Origin of the sequence: Rhizobium sp. YTU87027 (genome assembly GCF_050644135.1) — a bacterium.
GTDB lineage: Bacteria > Pseudomonadota > Alphaproteobacteria > Rhizobiales > Rhizobiaceae > Rhizobium.
In genome coordinates, this window is the sequence record NZ_CP098440.1 from 1687766 (window position 1) to 1706070 (window position 18305).

Consider the following 18305-nt stretch of genomic DNA (forward strand, 5'->3'; position numbering starts at 1 on the left):
GTTCATTTTATCGTGCAGGAACACTGCCCGTAACGATCCGATCAGTCTTCATAACGTCCATCTGCGGCCAATTGGACGCAGCCTCAGTCGCCGGACGACTGCCGGCCGCCAGAATTGTGATCAAACCAGCCACGATGGCAGTAAGAAGCAAGCCGCTGTAGGTCATTGTTTCGAGCCTCAATGCTGTGGTTTCCCAGCCACTGCGGCGCAAACTGATACGAGACGCTAAATGAAACGCTAACGGACATGGTTAATGCACAGCGTTTCCCGGTTTGGGACGCAGACTGTGGATAACTAGTCGCCTGCGCCTGCCTGCACCGACCGGGTCTCGAACAGCCGCTTCAGCGCATCGAGCTTCTCTGCATCGATCTTAGCGTCCGTCACGGCAACCCAGCCATCGATATAGTGCTGCGGCGCATAGACGTGGCCGTACCCCATCGGAGAACTTGTTGCGATCGCCAGATCGACCAGCAATTGCAGCATTGTCAGCGCGGGAAACCAACGCAGGCTCGGCGAAACGTCCGGCCCGCGCGGACGCCGCATCCATGCCGGTTCGCGATAGAAAGAATAGGGATCGAAGAACGTCACGGCATCGCTGGCATATTGCAGATAGACGATGCGAATAGGCCCCCAGTTTGCGCCGGGAATATCCAGCTGGTTCGTCTGGTTTGTGAACCGGATGAGAGACCCGTCGCGGAACTGCGGCAACCACGCAGGCGATTCGGGATTGCGCGCAGCCGTCACGTCTCGCCACATTGTGCTTTCAAAAGGTGGCCCACTCCACAACGCCCCCTGGAATGGATCCGCAACGATGTCGAAAATATCGGCCGACACTTGGGAATTCAGCGCTCCGAGGCTGAGGCCGTGCAGGTAGAGCTTCGGTCGCTTGTCCCGTGGCAACGTCGTCCAGTAGCCGTACACTTCCCGAAACAACGCCTTGGCGGAAGCAGAACCGTATTCCGGCTCGACCAGCAGCGACAACCAACTGGTCAGATAGGAATACTGAAGTCCGACGCTCGCCACATCGCCGTGATGCAGATATTCGAGCGTGTCCATCGCCTCCGGATCGATCCAGCCGGTTCCCGTCGGGGCGATGATGACCAGGAGCGAGCGTTCAAACGCGCCTTGGCGCTTCATCTCTTCGAGCGCGAGCTTTGCGCGCTCTTCGATCGTTTCCGCGTTGTTCAGGCCGACATAGGTTCGCAGCGGCTCGCGCGCCGGCGTCTTCCAGAAATCAGCGATCTGCGCAGCTGTCGGCCCTGATCCGATGAAATTGCGGCCCTGACGCCCAAGTCCCTCCCAAGTGACAAGCGAGGCGGCGCTTCCGGTCTTTGCCGGATCACTTGGCTTGGGGACGCCATCTTCCAGAAGCGCATCGACCCTCTGGAACGAACTATCGGCCAGATGCAACGCCGCGCGCAGCAGGACGCCATCCACCACAGACCAGAAAAGCGCGATCGCAAGAATACCCCCGATCACCTGAGAGACGCGGCGCGGCACGAAGCGCGATAGCCATTCCGACAGGAACAGACACGTCAACCGGAACAGCCTACCGGCCAGAACGGCAATGAAGAAAGCAACGATCGCGACGAAGGCGACGCTGAAGGGCTCAGCTGTGTCGACGCGCTCCATGTGCCACAAGTCGCGGATCGAATTCTGCCAGCCGGCCGCGCGCCACAGGACGAGGACGGACAATACAACACCAAGTCCGCAAACGATCAGGTTGCCGGGCAGTCTTCGCCCGGGCGGCAGCGGCAGTTCCAGGTATTTCCAAAGCCAGGTAAAGGTTACCCCGAACAGATACCCGACGGCGGCGGCGATGCCGGACAGTGCACCTTGAACGAAGAAGGATCGTGGCATGAGGCTCGGCGTCAGCGACGCGGCAAAGAAGATGAAGCCAAGCGCCAGCCCCGGCGTCGAAAGCGACACGAATAGGCGCAGCAGCAAACGTTTCATGCGTTCCCTCTCACGCTTCTGACACCGATATCAACCGGCTGCACCTGCGCCCCGCCTCGCTGACGTCACCATCAAAGTCGGCAGGCAATCCGCTACGGGACGCCAAGCACCTTACTATCTGAAAGCGCAAACTCAAGGGACGCACGAACAGGTAGGCTCCATACAAAAAAGCTCCCGAACACTACCGGGAGCCTCCGCTTTGTTACCAATCCGCCATTCAGGCGGCGCGCGACATCCGCCTCGTGCTGTTGCCAGTCGCGCGCAGCTTGAAATTGGCAAGCAAGGTGCTCAACTGTCGGCTTTCCTCGGCCAGCGTCTGGCTAGCAGCCGTCGTCTCCTCCACCATCGCGGCATTCTGCTGCGTCATCTGGTCCATGTGGTTGACCGAGGTGTTGATCTCGTTGAGGCCCGTGGCCTGCTCGCGCGCCGCCGTGGCGATCGAGACGACATGGTTGTTGACGCGATTGACCAGCTCCTCGATTTCGAGCAGCGCATCACCAGTGGAGCGCACCAGCATCACGCCGTTGCCGACTTCGCTTGCCGAGGTGCTGATCAACACCTTGATCTCCTTCGCGGCATTGGCGGACCGCTGCGCAAGCTCGCGCACTTCCTGTGCGACGACGGCGAAACCGCGTCCCGCCTCGCCTGCACGCGCGGCTTCGACGCCGGCATTGAGCGCGAGCAAGTTCGTCTGGAAGGCAATCTCATCGATAACGCCGATGATCTGGCTGATACGGTTCGATGAATCCTCAATCCTGTTCATCGCCGTGACCGCATTGCGGACGATGTCGCCCGACTTGCCGGCGCTGGTCTTGGTTTCCGCCACCATCTCGCGGGCTTCCGCTGCACGTTCCGAGGCGGTCCGCACGGTCGCTGTGATCTCGTCGAGTGCCGCCGCCGTCTCTTCCAGCGCAGCCGCCTGCTGCTCGGTGCGCTTCGACAGATTGTTCGTGGCCTCGCTGATATTGCCGGCGCTGCCGTTGACGACGCGGGTCGATTCCGCGATCGCTTGGATGACGCCGTTCAGCGCATCGACGGCCGAGTTGAAGTCGGAGCGCAGCTTTGCATAGTCCGCACCGAGATCGCCGATGGACACGGTCAGGTCGCCGGCAGCCAGTTTCTCAAGTCCGGCACCGAGCGACTGGATGGCAAAGGTCTGGCGATCCGCTGCCGAGCGCCAGCTTGCCTCGTTGCCGCGACGCTCCTCCTCGATCTGCAGCTGGTGCTGGCTCTCGCGGTCCCGCATCAGCACCCGCTCGCGGACGGAATCCCGCAACACAAGGAGAGATTTCGCCATTGCGCCGATCTCGTCGCGCCGGTCGTGATCGACGATATCGACCGCGTCGCGTTCTTCGGCAATCGCGTTCATCGCGCCCTTTAGCCGGGCGATCGGCGACGTCACGCTACGAACGATACCAAAGGCGACGCCGATGATGATGATCGCCCCGACGAGGCAGGCGCCGGCAGCCCAGATCGCGTTCTGGCGATAGAGCGCTGCAAGATCATCGGCATAGACGCCGGTGCCAACCACCCAGCCCCAGGGCTCGAAGCCGACCACATGAGAATATTTGAGCACCGGATCGGCCGCGCCCGGCTTCGGCCAGTAGTAATCGACGAAGCCTTCGCCACTCTTCTTCACGGTATTGGCGAACTCGACGAAGATGAACTTACCGGTCGGATCCTTGTTTTGGGACAGGTCCGTTCCGTTCAGCTCCGGCTTGATCGGATGCATGATCATCGTCGGATGCATGTCGTTGATCCAGAAATAGCCGTTGCCACCGTAGCGCATGGCCGAGATCACGTCCTTCGCCGCGGTCTGCGCCTGCTCCCGGGTCATGGCGCCGGACTGTTCCAGCTTGTAGTATTTCTGGAAGATGGCGATCGCGGTCGCATCCATTTGTGCAAGACCTTGCTTGCGTTCGCTCTCCAGCTTGGAGTGTGAATAGTTGAGGAAGAATGTGATGGCGAGCACCAGAATGGTCAGCGCCAGCCCCACGAGAGAATAGAGGCGGGTGGAAATCTTGACGTTACGCATTGAGCCCCGGCAGTTCAGAATTTGATCATAATGAAATACTGCTATGTGGGCCTTACCGGATCGTGAATTTAAATTAGAATCAGCTCAATTACCGTAGGGTGGGCATTCTTGCCATTGGCCCAATTTTCTATGCAAGGCATTGATTTCTATCGATAAGGGAAAGCCGATACAAACCGCGCTAGGTAACTTCTCGTAGAACCATAGTAGCAGATCCGGCGACGAACCGACCGTCTCTCGACAGCGCCGCGTTTCGCTTCCGAGCCATCTGCGCTACGGTCCTTCCGGAATCGTTATCCCTTTCCCGAACAGGAGCCCTCCATGACCGACAACGCCAAGCCGAACGGCGCGCTGACTCTTCGCACCGTGGCGATGCCTGCCGACGCCAATCCGGCAGGCGACATTTTTGGTGGCTGGGTCATGGCGCAGATGGACCTTGCCTCGGGCATCATGGCTTCCGAGCGTGCCAAGGGCCGCGTTGTCACCGCTGCCGTCAAGGAGATGGCCTTCGCCCTTCCCGTGAAGATCGGCGATACGCTCTCGGTCTACACAACGATCGTGGCTGTCGGTCGCACCTCGATCACGCTCTCGGTCGAGGCATGGGCGACGCGCGCCCGCTACAACAACATGGAACAGGTGACGGCGGCGACCTTCATCATGGTCGCGCTCGACGAGAGCGGAAAGCCGAAGCCGGTCCCCGCGGAGTAGATGCTAGAGACGGTCACCCCGCCCGAGGTCTTCCTCCACGTCAAGGCGGTGATGGGGATGGTGATCTCGCTGAGCCTGGCGCGGTTACTGACTGGTCTATCAGGTCAGCTTCATTTTCCGCATCTACGATGTCCTTGGCTAAGAACACGCAACTTTTTGGTTGCCATTTCGCCGCCGTCATGCGATAAAAAGGCAACCAGGAGGTTGCTGATATGTCTGATCGCATCGAGAAGATCATCGAACTGAATGCTCCGGTCGAACGCGTCTGGAAGGCCATCACCGATCACCGTGAGTTCGGCGAATGGTTCCGCGTCCAACTGGACGGCCCCTTCGTGCCGGGCGAAAATTCGACAGGCCACATCACCTATCCCGGCTACGAGCACATTCGCTGGCAGGCGACCGTCAAGCGCATGGAGGAGCCTGAGCTCTTTTCCTTCACCTGGCATCCCTACGCCATCGATCCTGATGTGGACTATTCCGGTGAGCCGCCGACACTCGTCGAATTCCGCCTCGAACCGACGCCGTTGGGTTCACGCCTGACGGTTACGGAATCGGGCTTCGACAAGGTCCCGCCGCACCGCCGGGAGGAAGCCTTCCGCATGAACGACGGCGGCTGGGCCGAACAGATGAAAAACATCAAGGAATACGTCAATCGATAACGTCGAACTCCACGGCGAGAACGCGGCAATCCTGTTCGCCGCCCTCGGAGACCCAACGCGCCTGTCGCTGCTGACGACCCTCAGCGATGGGCGCGAACGCTCGATTGCAGGGCTTTCGGTCGGCACTGTGCTCACTAGGCAAGCGGTGACGAAACACCTGCATGTGCTGGAACAGGCCGGCCTCGTCCGCTCCACCAAGGTCGGGCGGGAAAGCCATTACGCTTTCCAACCCGATCGCATCGGCGAGATGCGCGCTTATCTCGACGGTGTCTCACGACAATGGGACGACGCACTCGAGCGCCTGCGCGCCTTCGTGGAACGATAGGCACATCGGGCCAGCTGGCGGCCAGACCTAGCCGCGAAAAATGAACGATGCGCCGATCGCAATCAGGGCGAAACCGATGGCATGGTTCCACGTCAGGCTCTCGCCCAACCAGAATACCGAAAAGCCCGAGAACACGAGCAGCGTGATCACTTCCTGCATCGTCTTCAGCTGCGCCGTCGAATAGACGGCCGAACCGATCCGGTTAGCCGGTACGGCAAGGCAGTATTCGAAGAAGGCGATCGCCCAGCTGACGACGATGGCGATAAATAGCGCCGCGCCCTTGTGCTTGAGATGGCCGTACCAGGCGAAGGTCATGAAGATGTTGGACGCGAAAAGCATGACAACCGGCCAGACGGCGGTTGGATTGAAGACAAAGGGCATGGGCGATTCCCGAAGTTGAAACTGGCGGCAGCATGTATCGCCAAATTTTCACTCTGCAAGGGGCTGCGCCGACTTGCCCCCTCAAGGCAGCACACGGGCGGCGGCAACACTCGCAGGCCCCTCGAAACACAATCAGTGATTGATTAGTGTGAATTCCTCAAAAGCTGTGCGCCTAATAGCAGAGATCCGCAGATCGACAGTCCGATACGCTGCAGCGGAAGGAATTGCCGCAACATCGCCCCACATCGCCGGTCCGGATCGCCTTTACCAGTCATCTGCCGGAGGGGACGCGCCATGGACACGATCACAGATATAGTCAAAACCAGTTTGGCCGGAGTGCTCGCCGCTCTGGCGCAAGCGAAAATGAAGATCGGCTCGATCGTCGATGCCGGCGGTACCTATACCGTCACCTACGACCTCGCATTGTCTTCCTCGGACGGAGTTAGCCTTAGCGAAACTCTGCCGAGCACGCCGCCCGTCGCCAACATGGACAGCCCTGCCCCACCACCCGCCGGCGCGCATGGACCGTTCGTCCACGCCCGCGCGATCGCACCAAAAACGATCCTCTATACCGACGCGGATGGCCGCGACGAAATCCGCGAGGGCGGCTCCCGCTCCTGGCGCAACTGCAACCCGGGCAATATCCGCAAGGGCGATTTTTCCATCAATTGCGGCGCCATTGGCGACGACGGCAGTTTTGCGATCTTTCCAGAGGAGGACACGGGAAAGGCGGCAATCATCGCCCTGCTCCGAACGGCAACCTATATCAAACTCACCCTCAAACAGGCGATTTTCCGCTATGCACCGCCAAGCGAGAATAACACGGAAGCTTACGCCCAGTTCATCCACAGTAAGACCGGGATAGCGCTGAATGCCCTACTCTCCAACCTGAAGATGGAGGACTTCCGCAAGATCGCGAAGTTCATCCAGATCGTAGAGGGCTGGAAGCCGGGCATCGTGAGGTTAAATGCGCCGCCCGCACCGCTGATGGCTGCGTCCATCGGCGTTGCGTCTTCAGCGGCATCGGCCACGCAGGACTGGATGGCCATCGCCCGCCGCGAAGCCGCCCTGCCGGCGCATGAACGCAGCCAGTGGCCAGACCCCGGAGAGAACCCACGCATCCCCAATTACTTCAAGGTCTGCGCGCCATGGTTCGAGGTTGCCGGCGGCGGCGAGGTCGATTGGTGCGCCGCTTTTGTCAATTACTGCCTTGTCAGCAGCGGCCACATGGGCACTGATCATCCCGGCGCCCGATCGTTCTTTTGGAACAAGAAGAACCAATTCCTCGTGCTTAAAGAACCGAAACCAGGTGCCATCGCGGTTCGCCGCTATGCGCCTTTCACCGATCCGAACTGGCCCGACGGGTAACGGCCATATCGGCTTCGTGGTCTCCTGGACCAACGCGACAGTAACGCTGCTTGGAGGAAACCAGAGCAATACGGTCTGCGAAAGGACGTTTCCACGTCTGGAGAAGAACGCTGCTGGCGCAAAGGAATCCGAATTCGTCGCCTTCCTGATGCCGGTCATCGTTTAAGGGCCTCAAGGGTCCGGTATTCGGCAATGAAAGCCATCGGCGACTGCCGGTGGCGGTCCGCAAGTGCCCCCAGCATCCCGGCAATCCGGAAGGACCACGAAGGATCGGGCGACCGCTGTTTCAACCATTCGGCCCTTGAGGCTGCGGCGATCAATCGAGGTGTTCGCCGCCGACGGCTGGCATGACACCAAAGCTTTTTGGCCGCATGCAGCGCCTCCAGCATGCTGCCCTCGGCGGATTGATTTCCATTTTTCCATTCCGCGACACTTTTCAAGTGATAAAATCGACGGTGACGTAGAACGGCGACGCCTTCAGGCAGAACGCGCCTGCTCAGCGATGGGAGGAGGAAATGTCGGAAACGACCGTCAATGTCCGTTACATGGTCGATGATGTCGAAGCAGCCATCACATGGTACACGACTCATCTGGGCTTTTCAGTTCTGTCGAACTACGCCCCCGCTTTCGCGGATGTGCGGCGCGGAGCGCTGCGACTGTTGCTCAGCGGACCGACGAGTTCGGCGGCACGACCGATGCCGGACGGCGCACAGCCCCGATCCGGCGGTTGGAATCGTATACATCTCATCGTCGACGACCTGCCTGTGGAAGTGGCACGCCTGCGTACCGCCGGCGTCCAATTCCGCAACGACATCGTCACGGGACCGGGCGGATCGCAGATCCTGCTGATAGACCCGTCCGGAAATTTCGTTGAACTCTTTCAGCCGGCACTGCGTCTCGAGCGTCAGCAATAATATCCCTGTACCATCCCATTCCCGTCATCGCGCCAATCGGCAATCCGTCCAGGGGCGCACGCCATCGCAACCACCGCGTTTAATATAGTCGGAACGCCGCCGTCTGGCGCGGAAATTTCCGCCAAGCATCTGCTTCTAAATAGCTATTGCGGTGAACGGTCAAATATGAGACAAGTATTACAAGTTGCATATGCAGATCATACAGCAAGCACAATAGATCACACCTATACCGGTAATGTGCCCGTCAGACATCTGGCGGCGATGATACCGCTTGCGAAAAATCGATGAATCAAGACCTGAAACACGTTGCACGACGACAGTAGATCAATCGTCGGTCTGAACAGTTTCCGCCACGCGCATTGACATCCTAGGCCGACAAGCCCCTGTGGAGGAGAAGCCATGTCTTTTGACCTTACTCAGCCGCTCTCGTGGGAGAGCGCGGCAGGAGACGCAGCCGTGATGCTCGACGAACTCCAGCCGAACATAGTCAAGGCACACACGCGCGAATTCCTGACCATCCTGTTCCTGAAATTCACCGATCTGGCCGGCGGTCGCACGCTGCTGAAATCACTGGCACAGCCACCGACCGGCGCGCCGCTGCTGAAATCCGCCCGGACTCATCTGATGGAGGTCAAGGCGTTCAAGGCCGCCGGCACGAAGGGCACTCCCTACGTCGGCGTCGGCATCACGCGCGACGGTTACACGGCCCTGCAAGTCCCCGACCCGAAGATCCCGCCGGACGCCTCCTTCCACTCGGGTATGAAGAACGCCGCGCTGAACGACCCAGCCCCGGCGAGCTGGGATCCGCATTTCCGCGACGTCATCCACGCCGTCATCCTGGTCGGCGACCGGATGTCCGGGCCGCGCAACAAGGCGCTTGCGGAAATGAGGCGCACATCATCTGCCGCGACGGGCTTCCCTTTTCTCCGAGCCGCGACAGTTTTCCTGGTGAGGCAATTGGCGGTCACGCGTGATGGCGACCGACGCCGCCCTTGGCCGCCCAACATTGGGAGGAGGACATGGCGGAAACCACAGTCAATGTCCGCTACATGGTCGATGATGTCGAGGCAGCCATCGCCTGGTACACAACGCATCTCGGCTTTTCCGTTCTGACGAATTACGCTCCCGCCTTCGCGGATGTGCGGCGTGGAGCGCTGCGGCTTTTGCTCAGCGGCCCGACCAGTTCCGCGGGACGACCCATGCCGGACGGCGAACTGCCCCGCCCCGGCGGTTGGAACCGCATCCATCTGATCGTCGACGATCTGTCGGCGGAAGTGGCGCGCCTGCGCGTCGCCGGCGTCCAATTCCGCAACGAGATCGTCACCGGGCCGGGCGGGTCCCAGATCCTGCTGATCGATCCCTCCGGAAATTTCGTTGAGCTCTTTCAGCCGGCACGCGGATGACGCCGACCTGATGTCCGCAAGCAGCCGTGACGCCGATGATCAGGACCGGATGGCTTCGACGCCGCCTGGACGCGGTATTGCGCCGCGTCACGCGTCGCTCCCCCATCAATTCCCGACATCCGCGAAAAAATCCGTTTCCCTTTTGTACTCTTTGCCCCTTCACTTTCGCAGTGACTCTCGCCATATTCCGCCCATGGCCAAAACTCCGAAGAAATCCGCCGCCCCTGTTGGCTTCGAGGAAGCCCCGCAGTCGTCCTTCGAGGGCGCTCCCCTGTCCGGTTCCGTTGCCGACTGGGTGAAGCAGCTGGAGGCCGATGCCGAGGCGTCCAGTGTCGAGACGCAGCGCCAGATCGCCTCGAAGGCCGGCAAGCATCGCAAGAAGGTGGAGATCGCCGCCTCCAAATCCGCGCGCGGCACCTCGATGGGCGGCTCGACCGACCCGAAGACCCGCGCCGCCGCCGGCCTCAATCCCGTTGCCGGCATGGACACGACGCTGGAGGAAGCCGCTTCGCTGCAGGCCGGCACCGCCGTCACCGCCACTGTCGACGCGCTTGCCAAGCTGATCGAGAGCGGCAACCCGCTGCACAAGAACGGCAAGATCTGGACGCCGCACCGCCCTGCCCGGCCGGACAAGTCCGAAGGCGGCATCTCGATCCGCATGGACAGTGAATACAAGCCCGCCGGCGACCAGCCTACCGCCATCAAGGACCTCGTCGAGGGCCTTGGCAATGGCGATCGCAGCCAGGTCCTGCTCGGCGTCACCGGCTCCGGCAAGACCTTCACCATGGCCAAGGTGATCGAGGAAACGCAGCGCCCGGCCCTGATCCTGGCGCCGAACAAGACGCTCGCCGCCCAGCTCTATTCCGAGTTCAAGAACTTCTTCCCCGACAACGCGGTCGAGTACTTCGTCTCCTACTACGACTACTACCAGCCCGAAGCCTACGTCCCGCGCTCCGACACCTACATCGAGAAGGAATCCTCGATCAACGAGCAGATTGACCGCATGCGCCACTCGGCGACGCGCTCGCTGCTCGAGCGCGACGACTGCATCATCGTCGCCTCGGTCTCCTGCATCTACGGTATCGGCTCGGTCGAGACCTATACCGCCATGACCTTCCAGATGAATGTTGGCGACCGCCTCGACCAGCGCCAGTTGCTCGCCGACCTCGTCGCCCAGCAATACAAGCGCCGCGACATGGATTTCCAGCGCGGCTCGTTCCGCGTCCGTGGCGACACCATCGAAATCTTCCCGGCCCACCTGGAAGACGCGGCCTGGCGGATCTCCATGTTCGGCGACGAGATCGACGCCATCACCGAGTTCGACCCGCTGACCGGCGCCAAGACCGGCGACCTGAAATCGGTGAAGATCTACGCCAACTCGCACTACGTCACCCCGCGCCCGACGCTGAACGCCGCCATCAAGTCGATCAAGGAGGAGCTGAAGCTCCGTCTCGTCGAACTTGAGAAGGCTGGCCGCCTCTTGGAAGCCCAGCGCCTCGAACAGCGCACCCGCTACGATATCGAAATGCTCGAAGCCACCGGCTCCTGCCAGGGTATCGAGAACTATTCGCGCTACCTGACCGGCCGCGACCCCGGCGACCCGCCGCCGACGCTCTTCGAATACGTCCCCGATAACGCCATCGTCTTCATCGACGAAAGCCACGTCACCATCCCGCAGATCGGCGGCATGTACCGGGGCGACTTCCGCCGAAAGGCGACGCTCGCCGAATACGGCTTCCGCCTGCCCTCCTGCATGGACAACCGGCCGCTGCGCTTCGAGGAATGGGACGCCATGCGCCCGGACACGATCGCCGTCTCGGCCACCCCCGGCGGCTGGGAGATGGAGCAATCAGGCGGTGTCTTCGCCGAGCAGGTGATCCGCCCGACCGGCCTGATCGACCCGCCCGTCGAGGTCCGCTCCGCCCGCAGCCAGGTCGACGACGTGCTCGGTGAAATCCGCGAGACCGCCGCCAAGGGCTACCGCACCCTCTGCACCGTGCTGACCAAGCGCATGGCCGAGGACCTGACCGAATACCTGCACGAACAGGGCGTCCGCGTCCGCTACATGCACTCCGACATCGACACTCTGGAGCGTATCGAGATCATCCGCGACCTCCGCCTCGGCGCTTTCGACGTCCTCGTCGGCATCAACCTCCTGCGCGAAGGCCTCGACATTCCCGAATGCGGCTTCGTCGCCATCCTCGATGCCGACAAGGAAGGCTTCCTGCGCTCGGAGACCTCGCTGATCCAGACGATCGGCCGCGCCGCGCGTAACGTCGACGGCAAGGTCATCCTCTATGCCGACAACATCACCGGCTCGATGCAGCGCGCCATGGACGAGACCGCCCGTCGCCGCGAAAAGCAGGTGGCCTACAACGAGGAACACGGCATCACGCCCGAGAGCGTCAAGGCGAAGATCTCCGACATCCTCGACAGCGTCTATGAGCGCGACCACGTCCGCGCCGACATATCGGGCGCCTCGGGCAAGGGCTTCGCCGATGGCGGCAACCTCGTCGGCGGCAACCTCCAGACGCATCTTAACGCGCTGGAAAAGCAGATGCGCGACGCCGCCGCCGACCTCGACTTCGAAAAGGCCGCCCGCCTGCGCGACGAGATCAAGCGCCTCAAGGCCGCCGAACTCGCCGTCATGGACGACCCGATGGCGCGGGAAGAAGCCCGCTCGCAGGAAGGCAGCAGCAAGAAGAGCGCCAAGCCGGCCGCGGGCGGTGGCTCCCTCTTCGCCAAGCCCGATCTGGACAACATAGGTCGCGACCTCGCCGACCCCGCCGGCAAGACCCTCTTCCGCCGCAACACGCTTGACGAAATGACCGTCGGCCGCACCGAAAAACCGGTCACCGGCCACCTGCCGGACAAGCCCGATGCCGCCAAGGGCACGAAGCGCTTCTCACCGATGCTGGAAGGCCAGCCGGAGCGCGACGATGTCAGACCGCTGGTGCGCGGCAAGACCGGCGTCGGGAGCTACGAGGATCCGGTGGACCAGAAGCGCAAGGGGCGAACCAAGGGGAAGACGGGGCGGCCGGGGCGGTAGAGAACAAGACAGCTACGCTCAAGCGAACAGTGACAGCTGCTGTAACTACCGCGAAGGGAATCGGCTATGCAAAACACCCCATGCAGTCATGGCTCAGCGCTTTGAACCCAAAGATAGCGCTGACGACTTCCCAACACCACCTTGGGCAACTCGCGCTCTCGTTGAGCACGTCATTGGCCCGGCTGAAGTAAAAGGCTTAAATTGCTTAGAGCCTGCCGCCGGTCGAGGCTACATGAGCAGGCCTTTGATGGAGTATTTCGGTTCCGTTGCGTCGGCGGACGCATATTCGTACGGCCTTGGACACGTGCGCGACTTCCTGAACTACCCATATGAAGCGCTATCTCACGATTGGGTAATAACCAATCCCCCGTTTCGTCTCTCGGAGGAATTCGTCACGCGGTCAATGACCGTTGCGAGAGTTGGGGTCGCTATTCTTGCAAGAATGCGGCGTCGAGTTGAGCCCCGGACGTGCCTGTGTGGCACACATGGCCCCCAGGGGAAGCGGAAGCTTCCTCCGGCAAGGCCGCAGAGGGACCGGAGTTGCGGGCACAAACCGCCGAACGGGGCGCTCGACAGCGCCATTTTGCACTTTTCAGATAAGGCTCTTTCGAGCAAAGCCGCGCGCCGCCGCCGGCGGACCGGCGAGGCAGGGACGGAGGGGCAGACATGACGGGATCCGCAGGCAAAACGGGCGAAGGGACGATGAGCGAATGGGAACGCCGCATCGGCGACTACGGCACGCTGGCGCTGCGCCTGCGCAACGCCGAGATGCTCGGCCTGCCGGCGAGGGTCTGCGGCGTGCGCAACTGCCGCCGCAAGAAATCCTGCCTGCTCGTCTTCACCCACAACAGGCTGCCGCTCTGCTACACCATGCTGACCGACGAGGAGCGCAAGGCGCATGACGAGTTCTTCGATTTCGCCGCCAGCGTCTACGAGGCGGCGCAGTCCGGCCACTTCGGCAATCTCTACCGCCTGCGGCTGATGGACAGGCCGGAATATCACCAATCGGTGACCGAGATCGTCCGCCACGCCCTGCCGCCCGGCCATCGCGCCCATGGTGGCCTCGACGCGATCGAGAGGATCGAGGCGCAGATTGCCAAAGCAGACCCTCGCGCCGGGATTGCGGCCGCACGACGCCCCCTGACACCGTCCCGGCCGGCCGCCACCCGCCTGATGGGCCGCGGCTCGTTAAACTTGCATCAATCCCTGCGTGGCATATCTGCCCCGGCAATGCGAAAGGAGACATGCATGGCATTCGTAGGCTTCAAGAACACCCACAACAACGCGATCTATGTCAATCCGGCGCAGGTCCTTTACGTCTCGGCCTTCGAGGAAGATGTCACCATCATAGCCTACGCCGTCGCCGATGCCGGCGGCAAGCCGGTGGTCTCGCATGTCCGCGGCAGCGCCGATTTCGTGCAGCACAAGCTTGGCGGCGGCGCCGCCCGTTAGGATTGCACACGCCTTGCGGATACGCCCGAGAAAGGGAAAGCGGCGCGGCAGTGCCGTTCCGGCACAGTTTCCGGAAACGGGACAGCAACATCTGTGCAGGGTTACCAATCGTCAAGTGTCTGAATCTTTGGCGATTCCCGCTGCCCAGAATCGCGTGCCACAATATTGCCGCTTGCCTTTTGCTTCGAATGCTGTCACCAAATGCGGCTCTCGGGCATTTGCATGCCGGTGACTGGACTGATGTGGTAAAGCTTTCCGGCAGGAAGGCGGCGTGGGGGGTACCCGCGTGCGTAGACGTTCTTTCCCCGTTCGTGAACTACTCGACTGACCCTTCGCGCGTCGATTTTTCAATGAGAACGCGCGAAAGCTAAAGCCGTTCATTTCCTCTCGGGGGGATGGATACCAGACAGACTAAGGGAAAAGGACTATCCCAATGGCCACTAAGGGCACCGTAAAATTCTTCAACCAGGACAAGGGTTTTGGTTTCATCACGCCGGAAGGCGGCGCGAAGGACGTTTTCGTCCACATCTCCGCGCTGCAGGCTTCGGGCATCCAGTCGCTGCGCGAAGGCCAGCAGGTCACCTTCGACACCGAGCCGGATCGCATGGGCAAGGGCCCGAAGGCCGTCAACATCTCGGCTAACTAATCTGAGATTTCCTGTTTCGGCAGGATGGAACGGCGCTCCGCGAGGGGCGCCGTTTTCGTTTGCCGGCATGGTGGCCGGATCGGCCGGCAAGGGATGCTCCAGGTGGCCTTCCACGGATATGCTGTCGCAGACACGAATATCCCCGCTCTCCGCGACGGTGCGATACTTGCTCCGAAGATCCGCACTTCCCGCACGTCCAGGAACCAGGTGCAGACCAAGGCGAAGGAGATGAGACGGGCGCGTGTGTACAGACGTCGAAGAGGCTTTTTCCGCGCAAGGGCGCGCGTCGCCTGCTTTTCTTTAGCCGGCGTGAGAATGCCATCTCGAACGGAGTCCAGCCCGGCAGCCAGGGCACAGCTTCGCCGCCCGCTGCTCACCGGTCACCGGCGCATCGCGCAGCACTAAGCTAGGCGCCGACCGCTTCCCGCGCGCCTTCGAAATCCACCGCGGCAAAGGCGGCCGCGATCACCTCGGGCCCAGCCCCTGTCTTGACCGCTTCGGTCGAGAGGATCTGCCGATAGCGCCGCGCACCCGGCAACCCGGTAAACAGCCCCACCATATGCCGTGCCACCTGCTGCAGCCTGCCGCCGTTGGCGATATGGCGCTCGGCATAGGCCATCATCCGGTCGCGGATCGCGCCCCAGTCGGCCGTCTCCGCCGCCGCGCCGTAGAAGCGATGGTCGACTTCGACAAGCACGGCGGCGTTCTGGTAAGCCGCGCGCCCGAGCATGATGCCGTCGATGTGGTTCAGATGATCAGCCGCCTCGTCGAGCGTCTGGATGCCGCCATTGATGCCGACGAAGACATCGGGCCGCGCCTCTTTCATGCGGTAGACGATCTCGTAATCGAGCGGCGGGATCTCGCGGTTCTCCTTCGGCGACAGGCCCTTCAGCCAGGCCTTGCGCGCATGGATCCAGACGGCATCGGCGCCGGCATCGAGCACCCGGTCCAGAAGCTCGGGCAGTGCCACCTCCGAATCTTGCTCGTCGACGCCGATCCGGCATTTCACCGTCACTGGCACGTCGGCCACCGCCTTCATCGCCGCCACGCAGGCCGCCACGGTGTCGGGCGTCAGCATCAGGCAGGCGCCGAAAGTACCGGATTGGACCCGATCCGACGGGCAACCGACATTGAGATTGATCTCGTCGTAGCCGTAAGGTGCCGCGATCCTGACCGCCTCGGCAAGCTTCGCCGGATCCGATCCGCCAAGCTGCAGCGCCACCGGATGCTCCGCCGCATCGAAGGACAGCAACCGCTCGCGCGGCCCATGAATGATCGCATCGGCCACGACCATTTCCGTGTAGAGCAGCGCATTGCGGCTGATCTGCCGGTGGAAATAGCGGCAATGCCGATCGGTCCAGTCGATCATCGGCGCAACGGCGAAGATCGGCCGGCCGGTTTTTAGGGCCTCGGCGTAGAAATTGGATGTCGTCATGCCGCGCTCATAGCCTAAAGGCTGGCGAAACGCCAGTTTTCCCCGTGCAAGGCAACAATGTTAGGATGCAAGGCAACGATGACCGGTGGCTTTTCGATGCTTTCCCCCGCCGTTGGTTTCCGTTTAAGATGCCAGGACTCACGAACAGCAAGAGCCTGCAATGCCCCTTCCCGCGACTGTCATCCCTCTTCCGCAACCCGTCCTGCTTCCCGTCGAGGGCACAGCCGAGGCATTCCCCGTGCGCCGCGTCTATTGCGTCGGGAGAAACTATGCCGACCACGCGATCGAGATGGGGCATGATCCAAGCCGCGAGCCGCCCTTCTTTTTCCAGAAGAACGCCGACAATCTGCTGCCTGAAGGCAAGGATTTCTCCTACCCGCCGCTGTCAAGCGATGTGCATTTCGAGGTCGAGTGCGTGCTGGCGCTGAAGGCCGGTGGCCAGGATATCGCCGCCGACAAGGCGCTCGACTGCGTCTACGGCTACGCGGTCGGCATCGACTTCACACGTCGCGATCTGCAGGCAGAGGCGAAGAAGCTCGGCCGCCCCTGGGAGGTCGCCAAGGCCTTCGAATATTCGGCACCGGTGTCACCGATCGTTCCGGCAGCCAGGCTCGGTCACCCCTCGTCAGGCAGGATCTGGCTGGAGCTCAACGGCAAGCGCGTGCAGGATGGCGACCTCAACCAGATGATCTGGAAGGTGCCGGAGATCATCGCCGAACTGTCGAAGCTCTTTATTCTGGCACCCGGCGACGTCATCATGACCGGCACACCGGCCGGCGTCGGCGCCGTGAAGAAGGGCGACCGCGTCGATTGCGGCATCGACGGCATCGCCACTCTGTCGGTCAACGTGGCCTGAGGGGGAGACGTCATGCCTGTCTATGTGCTTGGCGAATTGACGCCGGACCTGCCGCCATCGGGCACCTATTGGATCGCTCCCGACGCCCACGTCATTGGTCAGGTTTCACTTGGCGTCGACGTCGGCATCTGGTTCGGCTCGGTTCTGCGCGGCGACAATGAACCGATCACGGTCGGCGCGGCAACGAATATCCAGGAAGGTGCAATGCTGCACACCGATCCGGGGTTTCCGGTAACGATCGGCGAAGGCTGCACGATTGGTCATCATGCCATCGTCCACGGCTGCACGATCGGCGACAATTCCCTGATCGGCATGGGCGCCACGGTGCTGAACGGCGCCAGGATCGGCAACAACTGCCTGGTCGGCGCTAATGCGCTGATCACCGAGGGCAAGGAGTTTCCCGATAACTCTCTGATCGTCGGCTCGCCCGCACGGGTTATCCGTACGCTCGACGAGGCGGCAATCGCCGGGCTCCGCCGCTCCGCCGAGAAGTATGTCGGCAATTGGAAACGCTTCGCGCGGGACTTGCGTCCGCTCGGACCATCAGAATAGGTGCAAAAGTCGCGTCAACAGGCATGGATGTTTCCCCTACTTCAATGAGCCTTCCATCGTCTTTGGAATCCCGCAGATATTCCGAACGATCGAAATATTGTCCGCCTCGTTAGGCTGCTGGCCGTCCGCTTCGAAAGACGCCCGCGACATTTCGATCGCGTGGTGGCAGCGGTCGATGTTGTCTGCCAAAAGTCGCGCGGCAGTGGCTGACGGTTTGCCATAGAGATAGGCAGGTCGCTGCCCGGCGATATCGCCTGCATCCTTCACCATCGCGAGGGCCTCGATGTCATATGGCTCCACGTCGCGATAGCGGGCACGTTGCGGCGCTTTCGTCTCCAGCGTGGTTTCTATTTTTGTCAGGCTGGAATGCGCGCCGTCGAGCTTGGTATAGATGGCCTCGTTCCTCGTTATAAGCAGGCGCAAACATCGAACATCCGCTGAGCGGAATGGTCAGTATCAACGAGATTAGATGGTATTTCGGCATATGTGCGGCCCCGAGCCCCGCCGCACATCATAAATCAGCCAGAGATACAATCAATAATTACGTTGCAATTTTTACACAATCAATA

At 61.5% G+C, this 18305-nt stretch carries 19 protein-coding genes; 13 read left to right on the forward strand and 6 right to left on the reverse strand.

Going from position 1 to position 18305, the window contains the following annotated elements; genetic code table 11:
* Positions 1-294: 294 nt before the first annotated feature.
* Both NBG89_RS08550 and NBG89_RS08555 read right to left on the reverse strand, forming a co-directional pair.
* Positions 295-1956: an alpha/beta hydrolase gene (locus tag NBG89_RS08550; protein ID WP_431322456.1), complete on the reverse strand. Its 1662-nt coding sequence runs from the start codon at positions 1954-1956 to the stop codon at positions 295-297.
* A 217-nt stretch (positions 1957-2173) separates the two neighbouring features.
* Entirely contained in the window at positions 2174-3991 is a 1818-nt protein-coding gene (locus tag NBG89_RS08555; RefSeq protein WP_431322457.1) for a methyl-accepting chemotaxis protein, read from the reverse strand.
* Positions 3992-4309: 318 nt separating this feature from the next.
* Between NBG89_RS08555 and NBG89_RS08560 the strand changes: the two genes are divergently transcribed.
* The 3 genes from NBG89_RS08560 to NBG89_RS08570 all read left to right on the forward strand — a co-directional run bounded on the left by NBG89_RS08560 (position 4310) and on the right by NBG89_RS08570 (position 5680).
* The gene (locus NBG89_RS08560) at positions 4310-4696 is read left to right on the forward strand and encodes an acyl-CoA thioesterase (RefSeq protein ID WP_028744706.1); all 387 of its coding nucleotides are present in this window, start codon (positions 4310-4312) and stop codon (positions 4694-4696) included.
* Between the two features lie 212 nt (positions 4697-4908).
* Positions 4909-5355, forward strand: coding sequence for an SRPBCC family protein (locus tag NBG89_RS08565; protein WP_431322458.1), 447 nt, complete (start codon positions 4909-4911; stop codon positions 5353-5355).
* A complete protein-coding gene (locus NBG89_RS08570; protein ID WP_431322637.1) occupies positions 5348-5680 on the forward strand; it encodes an ArsR/SmtB family transcription factor in 333 nt (110 codons plus the stop codon). The genes NBG89_RS08565 and NBG89_RS08570 overlap by 8 nt, the downstream gene beginning before the upstream one ends.
* Positions 5681-5707: 27 nt before the next feature.
* On the opposite strand, the gene NBG89_RS08575 is transcribed toward NBG89_RS08570, so the two are convergent.
* The gene (locus tag NBG89_RS08575; RefSeq protein WP_088704838.1) at positions 5708-6061 is read right to left on the reverse strand and encodes a DMT family protein; all 354 of its coding nucleotides are present in this window, start codon (positions 6059-6061) and stop codon (positions 5708-5710) included.
* A 294-nt stretch (positions 6062-6355) separates the two neighbouring features.
* Between NBG89_RS08575 and NBG89_RS08580 the strand changes: the two genes are divergently transcribed.
* On the forward strand, positions 6356-7429 hold the full coding sequence (locus NBG89_RS08580; RefSeq protein ID WP_431322459.1) for a conjugal transfer protein: 1074 nt from the start codon (positions 6356-6358) through the stop codon (positions 7427-7429).
* Positions 7392-7595 (forward strand): hypothetical protein, encoded by a 204-nt coding sequence (locus NBG89_RS08585; protein ID WP_431322460.1) that lies wholly within the window; start codon positions 7392-7394, stop codon positions 7593-7595. The genes NBG89_RS08580 and NBG89_RS08585 overlap by 38 nt, the downstream gene beginning before the upstream one ends.
* On the opposite strand, the gene NBG89_RS08590 is transcribed toward NBG89_RS08585, so the two are convergent.
* Positions 7585-7869 (reverse strand): hypothetical protein, encoded by a 285-nt coding sequence (locus NBG89_RS08590; RefSeq protein WP_431322461.1) that lies wholly within the window; start codon positions 7867-7869, stop codon positions 7585-7587. The two genes, NBG89_RS08585 and NBG89_RS08590, sit on opposite strands and share 11 nt — an antisense overlap.
* Positions 7870-7944: 75 nt before the next feature.
* Here NBG89_RS08590 and NBG89_RS08595 point away from each other — a divergent pair, with 75 nt between their 5' ends.
* From NBG89_RS08595 to NBG89_RS08620, 6 genes are all read left to right on the forward strand, one after another.
* Complete coding sequence (locus NBG89_RS08595) at positions 7945-8343, forward strand: VOC family protein (RefSeq protein WP_431322462.1); 399 nt, start codon at positions 7945-7947, stop codon at positions 8341-8343.
* A 399-nt stretch (positions 8344-8742) separates the two neighbouring features.
* Complete coding sequence (locus NBG89_RS08600) at positions 8743-9456, forward strand: hypothetical protein (protein ID WP_431322463.1); 714 nt, start codon at positions 8743-8745, stop codon at positions 9454-9456.
* Positions 9363-9746: a VOC family protein gene (locus NBG89_RS08605; protein ID WP_431322464.1), complete on the forward strand. Its 384-nt coding sequence runs from the start codon at positions 9363-9365 to the stop codon at positions 9744-9746. Before NBG89_RS08600 ends, NBG89_RS08605 begins: the two co-directional genes overlap by 94 nt.
* A 193-nt stretch (positions 9747-9939) precedes the next feature.
* Complete coding sequence (gene uvrB, locus NBG89_RS08610) at positions 9940-12795, forward strand: excinuclease ABC subunit UvrB (RefSeq protein WP_431322638.1); 2856 nt, start codon at positions 9940-9942, stop codon at positions 12793-12795.
* A 666-nt stretch (positions 12796-13461) separates the two neighbouring features.
* On the forward strand, positions 13462-14247 hold the full coding sequence (locus NBG89_RS08615) for a hypothetical protein (RefSeq protein ID WP_431322465.1): 786 nt from the start codon (positions 13462-13464) through the stop codon (positions 14245-14247).
* Positions 14248-14680: 433 nt separating this feature from the next.
* Positions 14681-14893 (forward strand): cold-shock protein, encoded by a 213-nt coding sequence (locus NBG89_RS08620; RefSeq protein ID WP_007533154.1) that lies wholly within the window; start codon positions 14681-14683, stop codon positions 14891-14893.
* A gap of 406 nt (positions 14894-15299) precedes the next feature.
* Here NBG89_RS08620 and dusA read toward each other — a convergent pair whose 3' ends face one another.
* Positions 15300-16328, reverse strand: a complete 1029-nt coding sequence (dusA, locus tag NBG89_RS08625; RefSeq protein ID WP_431322466.1) for a tRNA dihydrouridine(20/20a) synthase DusA — start codon at positions 16326-16328, stop codon at positions 15300-15302.
* Positions 16329-16488: 160 nt separating this feature from the next.
* Here dusA and NBG89_RS08630 point away from each other — a divergent pair, with 160 nt between their 5' ends.
* Together NBG89_RS08630 and NBG89_RS08635 are read left to right on the forward strand one after the other, a co-directional pair.
* Positions 16489-17184, forward strand: a complete 696-nt coding sequence (locus NBG89_RS08630; RefSeq protein WP_431322467.1) for a fumarylacetoacetate hydrolase family protein — start codon at positions 16489-16491, stop codon at positions 17182-17184.
* A gap of 12 nt (positions 17185-17196) precedes the next feature.
* Positions 17197-17736 (forward strand): gamma carbonic anhydrase family protein, encoded by a 540-nt coding sequence (locus tag NBG89_RS08635; RefSeq protein ID WP_431322468.1) that lies wholly within the window; start codon positions 17197-17199, stop codon positions 17734-17736.
* Positions 17737-17772: 36 nt separating this feature from the next.
* On the opposite strand, the gene NBG89_RS08640 is transcribed toward NBG89_RS08635, so the two are convergent.
* A complete protein-coding gene (locus tag NBG89_RS08640; protein WP_431322469.1) occupies positions 17773-18159 on the reverse strand; it encodes a hypothetical protein in 387 nt (128 codons plus the stop codon).
* Positions 18160-18305 lie beyond the last annotated feature (146 nt).